This is a genomic window from Deltaproteobacteria bacterium, from assembly GCA_020848905.1.
In the GTDB taxonomy this organism is placed as follows: Bacteria; Myxococcota_A; Polyangia.
Genome location: JADLHG010000055.1, coordinates 25,142 through 42,782, shown reverse-complemented (window position 1 = coordinate 42,782; position 17,641 = coordinate 25,142). Strand labels below are relative to the sequence as shown.

The following is a 17,641-nucleotide window of genomic DNA, read 5'->3' as shown; positions in this document are numbered from 1 at the left end:
TGCAACAGATGCTCGCCAAAAACACGCAACGCCTTCGAACCACCAAACCCGGAGCGGCCAAGAAGGGCAGCGCCCTGCTCGCTGGATTGCTCCGCTGTCGGCGTTGCGGCCAGAAGCTGATGGTCAGCTACAGCGGACAGGGCCTCAGGCTCGTACGCTACACGTGCAGCCGGCGAACCGATGCGTTTGCGGATCCGGCGTGTATCAATTTCGCCGGTCGTGAGGTCGACGATCGTGTCGCCGCACTTGTGCTCGAAGTCGTGCAGCCGGCGGCAGCGGAGGCGGCCTTGCGTGCGGCGGCCGATGAAAAGCAGGCGCACGATGGTGCCCTCGAGGCGCTGCGTCTGCAGCTCAAGGCGGCGCGCTACGCGGCCGAGCGCGCCGCCCGGCAGTTCGACGCGGTCGATCCCGCCAACCGGCTGGTCGCCGATGAGCTCGAGCGTCGCTGGAACGACACGCTCGAAGCGGTGCGGGACCTCGAAGCTCGTCTGGAGGAAGCCGTTGCGGGGTCACGAGCAGCAGCTGATATTCCGACGGTCGAGACGTTCCAGTCCTTGGGCGCCGACCTCCCTCGGCTGTGGAACAACGCAGCAACCGACGTGCGGCTCAAAAAGCGCGTCATGCGAACGCTCATCGAGGAGATCGTCGTCGACCTCGACGAGGACAGCTCCGAGATCGCGCTGGTCATTCACTGGAAAGGCGGCGTGCACACCGAGATCCGCGCCACCAAACGCCGCCGGGGCTACAACCGCAACCGCACGCCGGCTGACGTCGTGGAGGCCATTCGCATGCTCTCGCTCATAGGCGACGACGAGTGCACCGCTCACTGGCTGGGCAAGGCCGGTCTGGTCACGACGCAAGGTAATCGGTGGTCGCGATCTCTGGTCGCATCCCTACGGCACGCGCGTGACATCCCGGCCTTCTCTGCCGAGCGATGCGAAGCCGAGGGGTGGCTGACGCTCAACCATGCCGCCAAGCTCGTCGGCGTCTCGGACGTCACCCTGCTCCGCGCCATCAACCGTGGGGTGGTCACAGCACAGCGGCCGCTACCCAGGGGCCCTCGGATTCTCCGGCGAGACGAACTGCTCCGTCCGGAGGTGCGCGAGCGCATCCTGAAAAAGCCTCGTCCGAGCCACGAGGACCGAGTCGTGCATTCTTCCGAGCAGCTGACCCTTACGATTCCGCCCAAATAGCGAGGAGGTGCAGTGTGAAGCGTTCTTCAGCACGTACGCGAGGGCAGCCTTCACCTCGTTCGGGGTCTTCAGGATGTGCTGGTGGTAGCGGTCCCGAAAGACCTGCCCCTTGCGGCCCACCGTGCGGTTCAGTGCGTGCGCCAGCCGGATCGCCAGCGCACGCAGCCCTCGCATGAGCACGTCCCGGTCCTTGGCCTCCGTCACGAGGTGCAGGTGGTTCTTCTGGATCGAGTAGTGGGCGAGATTGAGCCCGTGGCGGCCGAGCGCCGCCCGAAATGCGCCCTCGATCAGTCGGAGCTGCGGCTTGGCCCGTAGGTTGGGCAGGTCTGACACGACCTTCATCGTCACGTGCACCGGGAAGCGGCTCGCGAGCAGCGGCCGCATCCGATGGGGGAGGCCGCTGCCCGGCTGTTTCTTCCGCCCCGCGCCCTCGCGCTTTCCGCCCCAGCCCGTCGCCTCCCGCATAGGAAGTGGGAGCTGCTTCGCAGAACCCGCCGGCGAACGCGCGCCAGAGATACGGCCACCGACCGAGGAGGTCTTGCGTTTGTTGTCCAACATGAATAAGGCTAATACTAGCATAGTGCTGGTCTGACGTCAAGCGATCTCCTTGCACGAACAAAACCACAAACAGCATAAACCCCTCCCCGCCGCACCGATCCACCACGACCCCCCGCATGCGCCCACCGCCGCCCGCGCTCTCGCCCGCCTCCCGTCGCCAGCAATTTGCCCCGTCGCACCGATCCGCCCCCTCCCTCCGCGTGCGCCCACTGCCGCTCGCGTTCTCGCTCGTCCCCCGCATGCGTTCGCCGGTGCTCGCGCTCCCCCCCACCACCTCTCGCGCGTCGGCCCATCCCCCGGCTGCACGACTTCGGCCACCGCCCCTGGCCAGTGTCACCATTCCCCCGGGCACCCTTGACCGACAGTCCGCGGTCCCGTCTCGGCTCGCGCCAGCCACGGCTGCTGACAAGCGACGAATCCGGTGCTTATACTCCCGCCCCGATGAAGACCGACTACACAGCAGTGGTGAACGGCGAAGACCGCACCGTGACGGTCGAGTCCGCCGATGAGCGGACCTTCACCGTTCGCATCGGGGAGACGGAGCTCGTCGTCGAGGCGCAGCCGGTGGGCGCGACGGGCTACCAGCTCCGCGTCGGAGACGCCGTGCACGACCTGGTGATCGAGCGGGGCTCGAAGGGGAGCCTGGTGGTGCACGCCCCCGACGGTGCGACGACGGTCACGCTGCTCGACGAACGGGAGCTGGCGCGCCGAGCCGTCGAGGGGGGGCTCGCGCGGCGACACGCGCACGGCCTGGTTCCGCTGCCGGCGCCGATGCCGGGCAAGATCGTGAAGTACCTCGTCCGGGCGGGGGAGGAGGTGACGGTCGGTCAGGGGCTCGTGGTGGTGGAGGCGATGAAGATGGAGAACGAGCTTCGTAGCGTGGTGGACGGGACGGTGAAGCAGCTCGGCGCGCCGGAGGGGCAGAGCGTCGAGGCGGGGGTGGATCTGATGGTCATCGAGGCCCGGCCCGACGGTCCACGGGCCGCGGTCGACGACAACGGTGCGTGAGGGCCGAGGGGCCATCTTGCGCTTTTCCCTCTCCGTCAAGTTCGCGCTGCTGAGCGCGCTCCTCGTCCTGGTTGTGGCCGGGGCTACCACCTATGTCCTGGTCTTCCGGTACGGGCAGGCGCGCGAGGAGGAGCTCGTGGCGCGAGACCGCGAGCTGTCGCAGGTGCTCGCCGGGCTGCGCCGCGCCGACGGCCGGCTGAGCTTCGAGCCGATCGTGAGCTTCGTCGAGAGCTCGGACCGCGTCGATACCGGACTGGTCTACGCCGTCGAGCTGGACAAGGCGGGCGCCCTGCAGCAGGGGTCGCTCAACCCGCGGGTCTTCTCCGCGCTCGACCCCACGTACGCCGAGCTCGTGCAGCAGGGGCGCAAGCAGGTCCTCGAGGCCCTGGCGGCGGGAAAGGTGGACCGGCGGCAGCGCATCAAGGAGTACGCGCTGCCGGTCCCCGGGGGACAGGTGCGGCTCGGCTTCAACCTGCGCCGTATCGACCAGCAGATCAGCGCGCAGACGCAGGTCGGGGTCGTGATCCTCGGCGTGGGGCTCCTCCTCGGGGCCCTCGGCTCCGTGGTCCTCGCGCGCCGGCTGGCGTCGCCGATCCGGCGGCTGGCCGGGGCCATGGAGGCGGTGGCGAACGGGGATCTGCAGCAGACGGTGCAGGTCCGCTCGAGCGACGAGCTCGCCTCGCTCGCCCAGTCCTTCAATCAGATGATGCGGGCGCTCCGCGAGGCGGGGCACCAGCAGCAGTCCCTCGCGCCGTATCTCGCTCCGGCGGTGATGAAGCGCCTGACCGAGGTGGACGATCCGCTCGAGCTGACCCCCGAGGAGGGGCCGGTGACGGTCGCGTTCCTCTCGCTCGTCGGCGTGGATCAACTGAGCTTCGAGCTCCCCCCGCGGCCGCTCCTGGCCCTGCTGAACGAGTATCTCGCCCCGGTCATCGAGGCGGTGAGCCGCCACGACGGCGTGATCTACCGCGTGGACGGAGGCCGCGTGAAGGCCGTCTGGGGGGTCCCCGAGCCGGCTCCGGACGGCGAGCTCCAGGCGGTGCGAGCGGTCCTCGCGGCACGGGCGGCCGTCGAGGCCGAGGCCCGGCGGCAGGCGGCGAGCGGAGCCCACGCGCTGCGCCTTCGCGCGGGGGTCGCCACGGGCCGGGCCGTGGCGGGCAACCTCGGTTCGGCGCGGCGCGTGTCCTATACGGTGCTCGGGGCGGTGGTGGAGGTAGCGAGCGAGACGGAGCGCCTGGCGAGGCCGGGCGAGCTGCTGCTGGCCGAGGCCACCTTCAACAAGGTGCGCGGCAGAGTGCAGACGCGGCCCGCGCAGCCGCTGATGCTCGAGGCGCTCGGCGAGGCCGTCCCTCTCTACCGCGTCGAGGGGCTGGCGACGGACGCCGGGACGCGCGCCACCGAGAAGGGGGGCGGAGTCAGGGGCGGGTGAAGGGGCCGGTCCCGGGGCGTCGGCTGCGCTTGCGTTCGTACATCAATACGTCGGCGCGGCCGAGGAGGGCCTCGATGGTCTCGGGGTTCGAGGGGTCGTAGGCGGCGAGGCCCACGCTCACGGCCAGGCGGAAGGGGAGCGCCGCGGCGGCGTTGAGCTTGTCGAGCAACTCCTCGAAGCGCTCGACCGCGCGACGCCCGTCGGTGGACTCCACGAGGAGGGCCGCGAACTCGTCGCCGCCGATGCGGGCCACGATGTCCGAGCCGCGCAGGCTCGATCGGAGGGCGCGCGCGATCTCGCGGAGGGCGCGGTCGCCGGCCGCGTGGCCGTGGCGGTCGTTCACCTGCTTCAGGTCGTCCTGGTCGGCGAAGAGCAGCTGCAGCGGACGGCGCTGGCGTTCGGCGAGCCGATGCTGCTGTTCCGCCAGGGTGAGAAAGCCTCGACGGTTGTAGAGGCCGGTGAGCTCGTCGATCAGGCTCTGCTGGCGCAGCAGCTCCTTGGAACGCTCGCGCTCGGTCACGTCGCGGTACATCCACATGTGCCCGCTGTACGCCCCCCCCACGTAGATCGGCAGGTAGTCCCGCTCGAGCCACCGGCCGTCGACCATCTGCAACAGGTCGTCGTGCACGGCGAGGCGGGCGCGCAGGAGCTGTTCGATGCGCTGTACGAAGGCCTCGGGGTCCACGAACAGTCCCTTGGACTGCTCCGCCGCGCCGGCGCAGTCGAGGCCGACCAGGGCCTCGGGCGCCAGAGGCACGGAGAAGAGCGCGCAGAACCGCGCGTTGACCTGATGGATGTGACGGGAGTCGTCCTCGACGAGGACGGCGGCCGGAAGGCTGTCGATCATCGTGCTCATGCGGACCGTGGCGGCGTCCAGCGCCGCGCGCTCGACGCGTAGCTCCAGGTCGCTCCCCACCGAGGCGGCGAGCTCCGTGAGGAGCGAGATCTCGTCCTCGGTCCAGCTGCGGGGCTCGCGGTGGAGCACGCTGAGGGCGCCCGAGACGCCATGGTGCCGGAGCGGGATCGGGACTCCGGCGTACGAGGCCATGCCGAGGCGCCCGAGCAGGCCGTGGACGGGGGGCTCGGCTCCGGGTTCGAGGGCGCAGATGAGCTGCGGTGAGGCGGTGGCCACCACGTCGGCGCAGGGGCTCTGGCCGTGGGGGAAGGGTTCGTAGACGGGGACGTCCGCGGCGAGGCCCGCGTGCCCCTTCACGTAGACCTGCTCGTCGTCGAGCAGGGTGATCGCCGCCGCGTGGGCCCGGGTCACGCGCACGGCGACGCGCGCGAAACGGCTCAGGGCCGGGTCCTCGCCCGGGGCGTAGAGCCCCGCGCGCCGCAAGGCAGCGCTGGTGGGGAGCAGCCGACGCGTCAATGGGGGAGTCGTGGCCATCGCGCTTCTCCTGTCCGGAGCCTACCACGATGGTCCGCCAACCGCGGCCGGACCGCCAGGGCGCGCCGGCCGGGAAGGTCGGTCCCAAAGGGCCGTATGTGCAGATCCATGTCGTTACATGTCGCGACCACTCCGCGGAGCGAGGAAGGCAACCGATGAACGAGGCGATCGAGACGAGCCTGCGCGTAGCCGCTCAGCCGCGGCCGGAGCCTCAGGCGCTGGAGCTGGCCCAGCTTCACCCCGTCCACGGCGAGCACTCCCTCTTGCAGCTTCCGGCGCTGATCGGGCGCGGGCCGAGCTGCACGGTCGTGCTGGACCACGCCTCGGTCTCGCGGGAGCACGCTCGCATCGAGCGCACCGAGCGGGGCCTGCAGCTCTGGGACCTCGGTAGCAAGAACCGCTGCTACGTGAACCGCCGCGCGGTGGACCGCGGGCGCTCCGCCCCCCTCGAGCTCGGAGACATCCTGCGCATCGGGGAGCTCGTGCTCCGGCTGGTCTCTCGCGGCCAGGACGCGTCGAGCGCGAGGATCCTCGCCGCGGACAGCGCGCTCGTCGGCGGTCCGAGCCTGACGGGAGTGCGGCGGCTCGTGCGCCTGCTCGGGCCAGCAGACCTGGCGGTCCTCATCACCGGTGAGAGCGGGACCGGCAAGGAGCTCGTCGCCCGAGAGCTGCACCGCTTCAGCGGGCGCCAGGGGCCCTTCATCGCCGTGAACTGCGCCGCACTCCCCGAGGCGCTCGTGGAGTCGGAGCTCTTCGGTCACCTGCGGGGCGCCTTCACCGGCGCGGCGCGCGACAAGCCCGGGCTCTTTCACGCGGCGTCGGGTGGCACCCTCTTTCTCGACGAGGTGAGCGAGCTGCCGCCGGCCAGCCAGGCCAAGCTCCTGCGCACCGTGGAGACCGGCGAGCTCCGTCGCGTGGGGGCGGTGCACGCCGAGCGCGTGGATTGCCGCATCCTCTGTGCCACGAACCACGACCTGCCGAGGGACATCGAGGCCGGTCGCTTTCGGGCCGACCTGGCCGCGCGCCTCTCGGAGGCCGAGGTTCGGCTCCCGCCGCTCCGCGAACGGGTGGAGGACCTGCCGCTGCTCTCGCGCTTCCTCCTCGGTCGCGCCGGTGCTCGCGTCGAGCTGTCCACCGAGGCTGCGGAGGCGCTCGCCTGCTACGGCTGGCCGCTGAACGTGCGCGAGCTCGACAACGTCCTGCGCATGCTGGCCGTGGTGGCAGAGGGAAATACCGTCGAGCTGGCGCAGCTCCCGGTGCAGCTCCTCGCCGGGGGCGTGGCGAGCGTGGGGCGTCGCGCGAGCTCCAAGGAGGAGTGGGTCCTGGCGGCCTTGCGCGAGAACGGCGGCAACGTGCGCAAGACCAGCCAGGAGCTCGGCGTGTCGCGCTCCTTCGTCTATCGCTGTCTGGACAAGAGCGGCGTGGCGCCCGGCTGCCTGCGCCCTGGTACGGGGCGTGCATGAACTCGCCGCCGCTGGAGCGAGCTCTCTTGGCCGAAGCCGAACGCACCCACCTTCGCGCGCCTGTGCCGCCTCCGCCGCTGCCGCCGGCGCGGTGTCCGTCGTGCGGGAGTCCGTGGCCCGACGGCCAGCTCTTCTGCCCCGCGGACGGCGCGCTCTGCGCCGCGGGGGCGGTCGTGGGGGGCCGCTACGAGCTGACCCAGCTCCTCGGCAAGGGGGGCATGGGGATGGTCTTCGCCGCCCGGCACACGCTGCTCGGCAAGGGCGTGGCGGTGAAGATCCTGCGGGCCGATTTCACGCGCGACGCCGATCAGGTGGCGCGTTTTCTCCGCGAGGCGCAGCTCTGCAGCCAGCTCTCCCACGATCACATCGTGAACATCACCGACTTCGGTCGAGACGAGCGCGGCCTCCTCTATCTGGTGATGGAGCTCCTCTCGGGGACCACGCTCTTCCGGCTCCTCGACGAGCAGGGCCCCATGCCCGCCGAACGGGCGATCCCCATCTTGCAGCAGCTCTGCCGCGCGCTCGCGTGTGCCCATCAGGCGGGGGTCGTGCACCGCGACCTCACCCCGCGGAACGTGCTCCTCACCGAGCCGTCGGGACGGCGCGACGTGGTGAAGCTGCTCGACTTCGGCATCTCGCGCCTGGCCGGGGGCGAGGACCGCGTGACCTCGACCGGGATTCCCGTGGGCACCACCCCGTACATGCCGCCGGAGCAGCTCCGCGGCGAGCTCGTGCAGGACCACCGCGTGGACCTCTACGCCCTCGGGGTCATCGCCTGCGAGCTCCTCACCGGTGACCTCCCGTTCCAGGCGCAGACCCCGGCCCAGCTCATCGCCGAGAAGCTCTCGGGCGATCCGGTCAGCGTGGCGTTGCCGCAGCTCGCCCGCCTGCCGAGGCCTCTCGGAGAGCTCGTCGCACGCTGCCTCTCGGCCGACCCGGCACGGAGGCCCGTCTCGGCCCAGGACGTGGAGGAGCGACTCGCGGCGGCGGGAGCCGTAGTGGGGGAGGTGGGCGCCGACCTGGCCGGGACGCGCGCCGGCAGTTACCGGCTCGTGCGCCGCCTGGGGAGCGGGGGCCTCGGCGCCGTCTGGCTCGGCGAGCACCCCGTGATCGGTTCGCGCGTGGCGGTCAAGGTGCTGCACCCGCAGATGTGCCAGAACGCCGAGGCCGTGCGGCGCTTCGTCGTCGAGGCACAGGCGGTCAATCGCATCGACAGCCCGCACATCGTGAAGATCTTCGACTTCGGCAAGCTCCCCGACGGACGCGACTACGCCGTGATGGAGCTCCTCGAGGGGGAGAGCCTGGGGCAGCGCCTGCGCCGACAGGGACCTCTGCCCTGGGAGGCCGCGCGGACGATCACGCTGCAGGTGCTGCGCGCCCTCTCGGCCGCGCACGCCGCGGGAATCGTGCATCGGGACCTGAAGCCTGACAACGTGCACCTCGGCGGCGTGGACGGGCGCCTCGTGGTGAAGGTGCTGGACTTCGGCATCGCCAAGCTCCTCGCCCACAGCGGGAGCGCGGCGCACCAGACCGAGCTCGGCATCGGCATCGGCACGCCGCTCTACGCGGCCCCCGAGCAGATCGCGGGCGAGGAGATCGGGCCCGCGGCCGACGTCTACGCCCTCGGGGCGCTCCTCTTCGAGGTCCTCGCGGGGCGCCCTCCCTTCGTGGGGAGCACCTCCGACGTGCTGACGGCGAAGCTCACGCGCGTGGCTCCGAGCCTGCCGGGCCAGGTGGCTGGGCTCCCCCCGGCGGTCGCGCAGGCGCTGGGACGGATGCTGGACCGCGCGGCCTCGGGGCGGCCTAGCCCCGAGGAGCTCGCGTCCCTTCTCGCGGGTGCGGAGGTGGGGGGCGGGGGCCCTCGCGCGGTGCTGGACCTCGTCGGCGCTCTGCCGCGCTCGCTCGTGGAGCTCTCAGAGGCTCCGACCCTGCTCACGCCGCTTCCGGCGCGGGTGGCGCAGCTCACGCGCCGGTGGTGGGTGCTGGCGGCGATCGGGGGCGGGCTGGCTCTCGTCGGAGTCGTTCTCGCCTGGAGCCTCTCCGGAGGGAGTTCTGCGCGGCAGCCCAGGAGCACGGAGCCCGTGCGGGCCCTCGTGAGCCGGCCCCGACAGTCCGAGCCGGCGCTCGTCGAGGTCACCTCCATCCCGGCGGGGGCCACCGTGCTGCTCGAGGGAGAGCCGGTGGGAAAGACCCCGATGCGACTGCGCCTGCCGCGAGGCCTCGGCGCCATCGAGGTCGAGCTGCGCAAGCCAGGTTTCGTCACGACGCGTACGGCGCTCGATCCGGCGCAGCAGGGGCCGCTCCTGGTTCGGCTCAATGAGAGCGAGCCTTCTAGTACGCAAAGATCATATTCCCCTCCCGTGGAAGGGTCGAAGGGCGCCGGCCGGGCGCGTCCACGCCGGGGGGCCAAGGAGGGCCGCGGGAGCGCGCGCGGGGAGCGCTGGGACGATCCGTTCCACGTCCCCGCGCGATCGAAGGCGAAGCTCGTCAACCCGTTCGAGGAGTGAAGGATGCGCCGTTGTCCTCAGTGTGGCTCGAGCTTTCGCGGGACTCCCGCGCGCTGTCCTCTGGATGGAGCGCCGCTCGCCGAGGGCGGGGATCCGCGGCTCGGGCGCGAGGTGGGGCCCTGGCGGCTGGTGGAGACGCTGTCCGAGGGGCGTCTGGCCACCGTGTACCGAGCAGCACGCGGCGAGCTCGAGGGGGCGCTGAAGCTCTACGAGGCCACGGCGCCGCTCCGTCGCGGGCGCCAGGAGGCCGAGAGCCTGGGTCGCGTGCAGCACGCGTCGGTGGCGCGGCTGCTCGACGCCGGCGAGACGGAGCGGGGAGAGCCCTACCTCGTCACCGAGCTCGTCAAAGGAAGGTCGCTTCGCGCGCGCCTCACGGAGGGGCCGCTCCCCTGGCGCCAGGCGCTGCGCCTCGCTGCGGCGATGGCCGACGGGCTCGAGGCGGTCCACGGGGCGGGGCTCGTGCACCGCGACCTCAAGCCGGAGAACGTGATGCTCGTCGGAGCCACGCCCACGCGCGCCGACGGGGTGAAGCTGCTCGACCTCGGACACGCGCTCGTGCTCGACGTGGCGCGGCTCACCGAGAGCGGGATGGTCTGGGGCTCCGCGCCGTACATGTCTCCCGAGCAGGCGGCCGGGCTGCCGGTGGATCGCCGGAGCGACCTCTACGCGCTCGGCGTGATGGTCTACGAGCTGGTGGTGGGGCGCCGCCCCTTCGAGGCCCGGTCGCCGATGGAGCTCATGCAGCTGCATTGGACGCAGGCGCCGACGCCGCCGGCGCGCGTGGCACGGGTCCCCGAGCCGCTCAGCGAGCTCTGCCTGTGGCTGCTGGCCAAGCGCCCGGAGGCGCGGCCCCCCTCCGCGCGCGTGGTGGCCGCCGCCTGTCGCGGGCTCGAGGCAGAGCCGTTCGAGGAGGAGCTGGGACGGGCGACGCGAGGCGCGAGGCTGGAGGGGACCCATGCCTGATCGCCGACGCTGCGCAGCGCGGTGGGTGGCGCTGGGGGTGTTCCTCACGTGCGGCACGGGGATGAGCCGTGCGAAGGCAGCCGAGCCCGCGGCGCAGGCGCTCGCGGCCTGGGAGGAAGGGCAACGGCTGGTGCGGCAGGGACGCTACCGGCGCGCGCTGACGGAGTTCGACCGGGGCTACCGCCTGAGCGGCAAGGGCGGTTTTCTCTACAACATGGCGGAGTGTGCGCGGCAGGTGGGCGACGGACCGCAGGCGTATCGGCTGTATCGCAGATATCTCGCGCGCCACGGAGGGGAGAGGCATGCGCAGGCGGTGCGCGCGCTCTGCTCCCAGCTCGAGCTGGGGCCGTGTCTCGACGTGGGGGCGGTGCGGCTGCCCGCGGCGCCGGTCGGTGCGCCCTCGGAGCCGGGGCCTGCGACGGGGCGCTTCGATCAGCCGCAGTCGCCGCAGTCGCCGCCGTCGACGCAGTCGCCGCAGTTCGTGGGGGCGGCGCGGCTCGAGCTCGGGGCGCAGGTCGTTCCGCCGGAGGCGGAGGCGCGCCGGGCGCGGCCGTTCTATCGCCGATGGCCCTTCTGGGTCGGGATCGGCGCGGCGGTCCTCGCGGGTACGGTGACGGCGGCGGTCGTGGCCGGGACGGCGGGCGGGAGCGGGGGCGGAGCGCAGCCGAGCGGCGCGGACTTCACGCTGGACTTCAGGGGGCGCTAGCGCGCGGAGGGACAGATGCCGACGAGTCGAGAGCGAGAGAACGCGCAGCGGGCTGCGGGGACCACGCAGTTATGGAGCGGAGGTACTATTATGCCTCCCGGCGCCGCGCCGCCGGCCGAGGAGAGCCCGGCGGCCGCCACGCAGTTTTGGAACGGGAAGGCTAAAATCGGCGAGCAGAAGGTGGTCCTCGATCCGGCGCTCGGCGCGGTCACGGAGGGGATCTTCGCCGCGGAGACGGTGTTGCAGCTCCCGGTCGGCGCGCCGCCAGCCGCGGAGGTACCGGTCGCTGCGGAGCCCCGTGGGAGGGTGACGAGCAGCTCGGTGCTGGAGCTGGCTTCCGACGGAGCGGAAGGGGAGCCTCGCGGGGAACCGGCACCGCTCCAGAGCCGGCCAGGAAGGCTGCGCTGGGGGCTCGCTCTCGGCGGGGCGCTGCTGGCCACCTCAGTCGTGTCGGGCGCGTGGCTCCTGCGAGCCCGGACCGCGTCGAAAGAGGTGGCGAAGGCGGCCGTGACCCCCCTGGCGCCTCAGGTCGCGCCGCAGCGGGGCGAGGCGAGCCCGACGAGAGAGGCGAAGTCCGTGGCGGCCGGCGCGGAGCTCGTCCGGTTGCGGGAGCGCGTGCAGGCGCTCGACGACCAGGTGGCGAGCCTGCGGCTGCACGCGGAGGCCCCGCGACTACCCGCGGCGCCGCGACGGGTGGCGCCGAAGCGTCCCCGCCTGCGGCTGCGCTACGACCGCAAGCAGAACGTGGTGGAGGTGTGGGTTCCCGAGCACCAGGCGCAGCCCAAGGTGCTGATGCGTTCCAAGCCGTAGGGAGCGATCCGATGTCGCGATTCCTCGTCTGTTGCGTTCTCGTGGGGCCCGCGCTCTCCGCGCTCGGTTGCGGCGGCGAGACGGCTTCCGGTACCGGGATTCTCCTCGCGGTGACCTTCGGTCCCGAGCTGTCGGTCGACCAGCTCCGCATCCGTCCCGCGCCTCGCGGAGAGGAGGGGGCGGGGCCGCGGTTCGTACCGGAGGCGGCCAGAACGCTCGCGAGCGGCGTGAAGGTGGAGCTCCTGCTCCCCGACGCGTGGGCCGGGCGGTGGGTTGACGTCACGGTGGAGGGTTTGCGGCAGGGGACCGGGATGGGGCGCGGACAGGCCAGCGTGGAGCTCGAGAGCGGCCGGCTCGCGTCCCTCGGCGTGCAGCTCAACAGCGCGTCCTGTCCCGAAGGGTGCTCCGTGGGAGAGCGCCGCTGCAACGAAGCGGGCGTGGAGCTGTGCGAGCCCGACGCGCGGGGCTGCGGCGCGTGGGGGAGCACGCGGGCGTGTGAGGGCGGTCAGCGCTGCCAGGGGACGGACGCGAAGTGCCGGCCGACGACACCGAGCTGCGCGGTTCCGCAGTGCGGTGAGCGCGTCTGCGGTCCGGACCCGGTCTGCGGCCTCTCCTGCGGCGCCTGCGAGGCAGGGAGCTGTACGGCGAGCGGGCAGTGCGTGGTGACGCCTCCTCCCCCGCCCCCGCCGCCGACGGGTTCCTGGACTGCTGTCGCCTCGGGGACGACCAAGCGGCTCGACGGAGTGTGGGGAGGCTCGCGGACCGACATCCTCATCGTCAGCTCGGAGGGGGTGATTCTCCGATCCACGAACGGAGGGCCGGCTTATCCGGGGGGCTCGTTCATCGTCGAGGCGCATCCGAAGTCGCTCTCGAGCATCTGGGGCGACCGCGGCAGCCAGCTCTGGACTGTTGGAGCGGGCGGGACGATCGAGCTCTTCGACGGCGTGAGCTGGAGCACCGCGAACTCGCCGACCACCGATTCGCTCTACCACGTGCACGGCAGCGGCCCGTCCCACGTCTTCGCGGTCGGTTCGGGCGGTCGCGTCGTGGGCTACGACGGCAGCTCCTGGAAGGCCTCGCCGCTCCCCGGCGTGGGGCAGCTCTACGGGGTGTGGGCCGACCAGGGCTTCGTCTGGGCGGTGGGCGGGACCAGCGGCACCCAGGGGAACGTGGTGCTGAATTCGAGCGGCTACGCCGGAGGGAGCTTCGCCAAGTCGCACACGGCGAGCGCGTACCTCTACGGGGTCTGGGGGAGCTCGAGCAGCGACGTGTGGATGGTCGGGGCGAGCGGGCTCCTTGTCCGCTACAAGAACGGCACCTACTCGAGCCAGGCCGCGCCCGTGGCCAAGCACCTGAACGCGATCTGGGGCACCGACGCGAGCGACATCTGGGCCGTCGGCGCGGAGGGTGTGGCCGTGCATTACGACGGCACGAGCTGGCGGAAGGTCTCCACGCCCACGTCGAAGGGCCTCCTCGCGGTGCACGGCAGCTCGAGCACCGACGTGTGGGCCGTGGGCCTGGACGGTACGGTGCTGCACTACCGCTGAGCCTGGCTCCGGGCGTATCATGGTGGCTCGACCCCAAGCCGGGAGGCACGTGTGAGACGCCGCGGAGACGATTTGCGAGGAACCGCTCTATTACTGGTCCTGCTGCTTTCCGCCTGCAAGGGCGGCGACGCGAAACTCGGCGAGTCGTGCAGCATCAGCGTCCCCTGCGAGGCGCCGCTGGTCTGCGACCCGGTCAAAAAGCTCTGCGCCACCCGCACCGCGCGCGACGCCTCGGGGACCGTCATCGACGCCTTCTCCTGGAGCGACGGCCAGCGCTTCGACGATGGCCCGTCTGCCAGCGGGGACGGCGCGACGCGGGACAGGGGCACGACCCCTCCGCCGGACAGCGCGTCGAGTTTGCCGGAGGCGGGCTGCAAGGCGCCGAAGCAGGCCTGCGGCACCTCGTGCGTGGACGTGCAGGTGCACGCCGGGCACTGCGGCAAGTGCAACAACCCCTGTGGTGCGAACGCCTACTGCAGCGCGGGAAGCTGCCGGTGCACGGGGGTATGGCTGAACTGCGACGGCGTCTTCTCGACCAACGGGTGCGAGTGCGCCACCTCGTGCGACGGCAAGGCGTGCACCGCGGGCACCTGCGACCCGAAGAAGGCCGGCGACTGCAAGAGCACCTTCAAGTACTGCTCGTCGACGGACCGCACCTGCAAGCCCTGCACCTCGGGCTGGGAGAACTGCGACCAGCTCGACTCCTGCGAGTGCAAGATCACGAGCGCTACCTGCACCGCGGGGAAGTGCGTGTACTGACCCCTGAGCTCGTGCGCGTAGTCCTCGGCGGCGCGGCGAGATCACTCCCCGTCGCGAAGACGGTCTTGCTGGAGCCGGTGGTGGGCGAAGACGCGCTCCAGGAAGGCGGCGCGGAGGTGCGGCTCGGCGAGGCGCCCCTCCTCTTCGATGGGGAGGTCGGGCAGACGCTGGCGCAGGGCCGCAGCGAAGAGACCCCGGCCGGTGCGGCGGGCAGCCTCTCCCTCGGGGCCGTGGACTCTCACGCGGAGGAGCCCGCAGCTCGGGGAATCCCGCTTCAGGACGAAGCCCGACAGCCGGAGACCCGCGAGCTCGTCGAGCCGCCGTGCGGCGTAGAGGGTCATCGCCGCGGTCAGGTCGCGCCCGCTCCCGGGTGCCACGAGCCGCACCTCACCCGCGCGCTGCTCCAGGCGGACCGTCTCCCGGGGGACGCCGAGGCCGAGCTCGACCTCGGGGCAGACGGAGACCCATTCGACGCGCGGGCCGAGCTCGTCGCACAGGAAGGCGTCGCGCTTGTGCTCTCCGTCGTAGCGCACGCGCTCGCCGAGCAGGCACGCCGAGACGCCGAGGCGCAGGGGGAGTTCGTCAGCCGCTTGGCCCATCGATAGTAGACGGATACCATGAGAGGAGACGCGAGGCGAAACGACGACCGATGCGAACTGCGAGGTGGAGAGTTTTGCTGTGCGCCGGTCTGCTGGGAGGCGTCGGGGGCTGTGCGGGCAGGAACGGGGCGTTTCTCACGGACGGTGGAATCGAGGATTGGGGGGTGGGCGACGGGTTCGGCTACCGGGACACGAGTACCCGGGACGGTGCGCCGACCGACGGAGTCGGCGCGGACGGTGCCGGCGGGGACGGTCCGCTGGTGGACGGCCCGCTCCGCGACGGGGGCGTGGCCGATGGACCCCGTCGCGATGGCCGGACGCCTGACGCGCGTCGCCCGGACGGCCGGATCTCCGACACGGTGGCGCCGCCGGTCTACACGCTGCGCGCGCCCCACTACCTGCGGAACGTGGGCTCGACGATCGCCGGGGTGTCGCAGTGGACCACCGTGGTGGTGGCGAATCACGGCGCCCAGGCCACCACGCTGACCGTGCGCGTCTACCGCGCCGACGGAAACCTGCTCCACACCTTCACCAAGGCCCTCGTCGCGAAGGGCGTCTGGAGCGCCTTCGGGGATGCCGACTGGCTCGCGGTCCCCGACACTTCCGCGGGCTCCGCGGCGGGGTGGGTCGAGCTCTCGGCCACGCAGCCGATCGTGGGGACGCAGCGGCTCTTCCTGCGCAGCGGCACGACCTACAACGCACCCCTCGTGCTCTTCGATCAGGTGCCGCTCAGCTCCGCCACGGCGACGAACCTCTACGGCTCCTTCTATCTGAAGAATTGGGGCTCGAACGTGGCCGGCGTGACGCAGTGGAGCAGCGTGACGGTGACGAACCCGAACGCCGCGGCGGCCACCCTCACCGTGCGGGTCTGGAAGACCGATGGCTCGGGGCAGCTCGCGACCTTCACCAAGACCCTCCCCGCGCGGGGCTCGTGGAACGCGTACGGCGACGCCGACTGGCTCGCAATCCCGGACACGGCGACGGGGGCGGGGATCGGCTGGGTGGAGCTGAGCGCGACGCGACCCGTGTTCGGCCTCAACCGGGTCGCCCTCCGGCAAGGCGCGGTCTACAACGGGACGGCGGTGCTGGTCGAGGACGCACCCCTCGCCACGCGCACCGCCACCACCACCTACGGCGCCTTCTACCTGAAGAACTGGGGGTCGAACATCGCGGGCGTGACCCAGTGGACGAGCCCTGTGGTGATCAATCCGAACGCCTCCGCGGCGACGGTGACGGTCCGCATCTGGAAGACCGACGGCTCGGGGCAGCTCGCGAGCTTCACCAAGACCGTTCCCGCGCGGGGCTGGTGGAACGCGTACGGCGACGCGGACTGGCTCGCGATCCCGGACACCGCGACCGGCGCGGGGATCGGCTGGGTCGAGCTCGTGGCCAGCCAGGCCGTGTTCGGGCACAACCGGCTCTCGCTGCGCCAGGGAGGGGTCTACAACGGGCCGGTGACGCTGCTCGACGATCAGCCGCTGACGGCCGACACCGGAACCGTCCTCGAGGCGCCGCTCTACCTCAAGAACGTGCCCTCGGGCCTCGGGAACGCGACCCAGTGGTTCTCGCCGGTGGTCGTGAACCCAGGCTCCGCCGCCGCGACGCTGACCGTGCGCGTGCGGCGAAACGACGGCACCGCGGCCGCGAGCTTCGGCAAGACCATTCCGGCACGCGGCTGGTGGAACGCGTACGGCGATGCGGACTGGAACGCTATCCCCGACCTCGCCGGAGGTCAGGGGTCGGGGTGGGTGGAGCTCTCGTCCAGCCAGGCGATCTTCGCCCTCGGACGCCTCGCGCTGCGGGACGGCACCACGTACAGCGCGCCGGTGGTGCAGCTCGACGACGACCCGTTCACGGCCCCGTGACCTACTTGTCGATGGGCGCGAGCGGCGTCACCGCCGCCCCCCAGAACTCGTACGGATAGTTCTGGACGCGCTGCCCCTTCCCCGTCTTCGGGTCGATGCTGAGGAGCGCGCCGCTCTTCGTCAGGCCGTAGATCGTGCCCTTCCAGTAGGCCAGCCCCCAGACGTGGTCGAAGCCAATTTGCCCGATGCGGGTGGCCTTGCCCGTCTGCGGGTCGACGGTGATGAGGATGTTGTTCGTCTTGTCCGCGCCGGCGTCGCTCACGCCGTAGAGCGTGCCGTCCTTGATCGCCACGAGGTCGCCGCTGGCCTCGAAGCCGGGGCCGAAGGAACCGATGGGGGTCACGTTGCCGTTCTGGGGGTCGATGCGCCGCAGCGCCCCGCTCTTGTCGGCGGCGAGCAGGGTCCCCGCGGCCTCGAAGGTGAGGGCCACGTTGGCCGTGCCGGGCACTGCGGTGACGCGGCTGGCTTTGGCCGTCGTGGCGTCGATGCGAAAGAGCTCGTTCACCGACACGCCGTAGAGCTCGCCCGCCGGGGTGACCGCGAGGTCGTTCATGTCGGGGATCCCCGCGCCGAAGGGGCCGACCTTGGAGAGGGCGAGCGTCGCGGGGTCGATCGAGAAGAGCTCCTTGCCGCTGTGCGCGAACATGGCCCGCGCGCCGACGTAGGTGGGGAGGTCGCCGGTCGGGACGACCATGTCCGGCCACGAGGTGAGCGCGTCCGGCGCGGCGTCGACGGCGGGAGCGGCGTCGGGTTGCGAGACGAAGGACTTGGCGTCCACGCAGCCGCAGAACAGGCCGACGAGGAGTACGGGGGCCGCGATCATGGGGGATTTGAACATGGGGTA

The 17,641-nt window shown here is 71.7% G+C and carries 14 protein-coding genes; 11 read left to right on the top strand and 3 right to left on the bottom strand.

Features of this window, described 5'->3' with window-relative positions; genetic code table 11:
• The 3 genes from IT371_23550 to IT371_23540 all read left to right on the top strand — a co-directional run.
• The coding region (locus tag IT371_23550; protein ID MCC6750653.1) for a zinc ribbon domain-containing protein at positions 1-1,193 on the top strand (1,193 nt) is incomplete at its 5' end.
• A gap of 1,329 nt (positions 1,194-2,522) precedes the next feature.
• Positions 2,523-2,759 carry a hypothetical protein gene (locus tag IT371_23545; protein MCC6750652.1) on the top strand — a complete coding sequence of 79 codons (237 nt, stop codon included), beginning with the start codon at positions 2,523-2,525 and terminating at the stop codon, positions 2,757-2,759.
• Positions 2,752-4,188, top strand: a complete 1,437-nt coding sequence (locus IT371_23540) for an adenylate/guanylate cyclase domain-containing protein (protein MCC6750651.1) — start codon at positions 2,752-2,754, stop codon at positions 4,186-4,188. Before IT371_23545 ends, IT371_23540 begins: the two co-directional genes overlap by 8 nt.
• Here the strand turns inward: IT371_23540 and IT371_23535 are convergent.
• Positions 4,175-5,578, bottom strand: coding sequence for a diguanylate cyclase (locus IT371_23535; protein ID MCC6750650.1), 1,404 nt, complete (start codon positions 5,576-5,578; stop codon positions 4,175-4,177). The genes IT371_23540 and IT371_23535 overlap by 14 nt on opposite strands.
• A gap of 155 nt (positions 5,579-5,733) precedes the next feature.
• Between IT371_23535 and IT371_23530 the strand changes: the two genes are divergently transcribed.
• From IT371_23530 to IT371_23500, 7 genes are all read left to right on the top strand, one after another.
• Positions 5,734-7,041, top strand: coding sequence for a sigma 54-interacting transcriptional regulator (locus tag IT371_23530; GenBank protein ID MCC6750649.1), 1,308 nt, complete (start codon positions 5,734-5,736; stop codon positions 7,039-7,041).
• Positions 7,038-9,548, top strand: a complete 2,511-nt coding sequence (locus IT371_23525; GenBank protein MCC6750648.1) for a serine/threonine protein kinase — start codon at positions 7,038-7,040, stop codon at positions 9,546-9,548. Before IT371_23530 ends, IT371_23525 begins: the two co-directional genes overlap by 4 nt.
• Before the next feature lie 3 nt (positions 9,549-9,551).
• Positions 9,552-10,511: a serine/threonine protein kinase gene (locus tag IT371_23520; GenBank protein ID MCC6750647.1), complete on the top strand. Its 960-nt coding sequence runs from the start codon at positions 9,552-9,554 to the stop codon at positions 10,509-10,511.
• Positions 10,504-11,217 (top strand): hypothetical protein, encoded by a 714-nt coding sequence (locus IT371_23515; protein MCC6750646.1) that lies wholly within the window; start codon positions 10,504-10,506, stop codon positions 11,215-11,217. Before IT371_23520 ends, IT371_23515 begins: the two co-directional genes overlap by 8 nt.
• 15 nt (positions 11,218-11,232) lie before the next feature.
• Positions 11,233-12,027: a hypothetical protein gene (locus IT371_23510; GenBank protein ID MCC6750645.1), complete on the top strand. Its 795-nt coding sequence runs from the start codon at positions 11,233-11,235 to the stop codon at positions 12,025-12,027.
• Positions 12,028-12,038: 11 nt separating this feature from the next.
• Positions 12,039-13,574 carry a hypothetical protein gene (locus IT371_23505; GenBank protein MCC6750644.1) on the top strand — a complete coding sequence of 512 codons (1,536 nt, stop codon included), beginning with the start codon at positions 12,039-12,041 and terminating at the stop codon, positions 13,572-13,574.
• 72 nt (positions 13,575-13,646) lie between these two features.
• Positions 13,647-14,333 (top strand): hypothetical protein, encoded by a 687-nt coding sequence (locus IT371_23500; GenBank protein MCC6750643.1) that lies wholly within the window; start codon positions 13,647-13,649, stop codon positions 14,331-14,333.
• Between the two features lie 41 nt (positions 14,334-14,374).
• Here IT371_23500 and IT371_23495 read toward each other — a convergent pair whose 3' ends face one another.
• Positions 14,375-14,932, bottom strand: coding sequence for a DUF523 domain-containing protein (locus tag IT371_23495; protein MCC6750642.1), 558 nt, complete (start codon positions 14,930-14,932; stop codon positions 14,375-14,377).
• Positions 14,933-15,096: 164 nt separating this feature from the next.
• On the opposite strand from IT371_23495, the gene IT371_23490 reads away from it, so the two are divergent.
• Positions 15,097-16,797: a hypothetical protein gene (locus IT371_23490; GenBank protein MCC6750641.1), complete on the top strand. Its 1,701-nt coding sequence runs from the start codon at positions 15,097-15,099 to the stop codon at positions 16,795-16,797.
• Between the two features lies 1 nt (position 16,798).
• Here IT371_23490 and IT371_23485 read toward each other — a convergent pair whose 3' ends face one another.
• Entirely contained in the window at positions 16,799-17,635 is an 837-nt protein-coding gene (locus tag IT371_23485) for a hypothetical protein (GenBank protein MCC6750640.1), read from the bottom strand.
• Positions 17,636-17,641 lie beyond the last annotated feature (6 nt).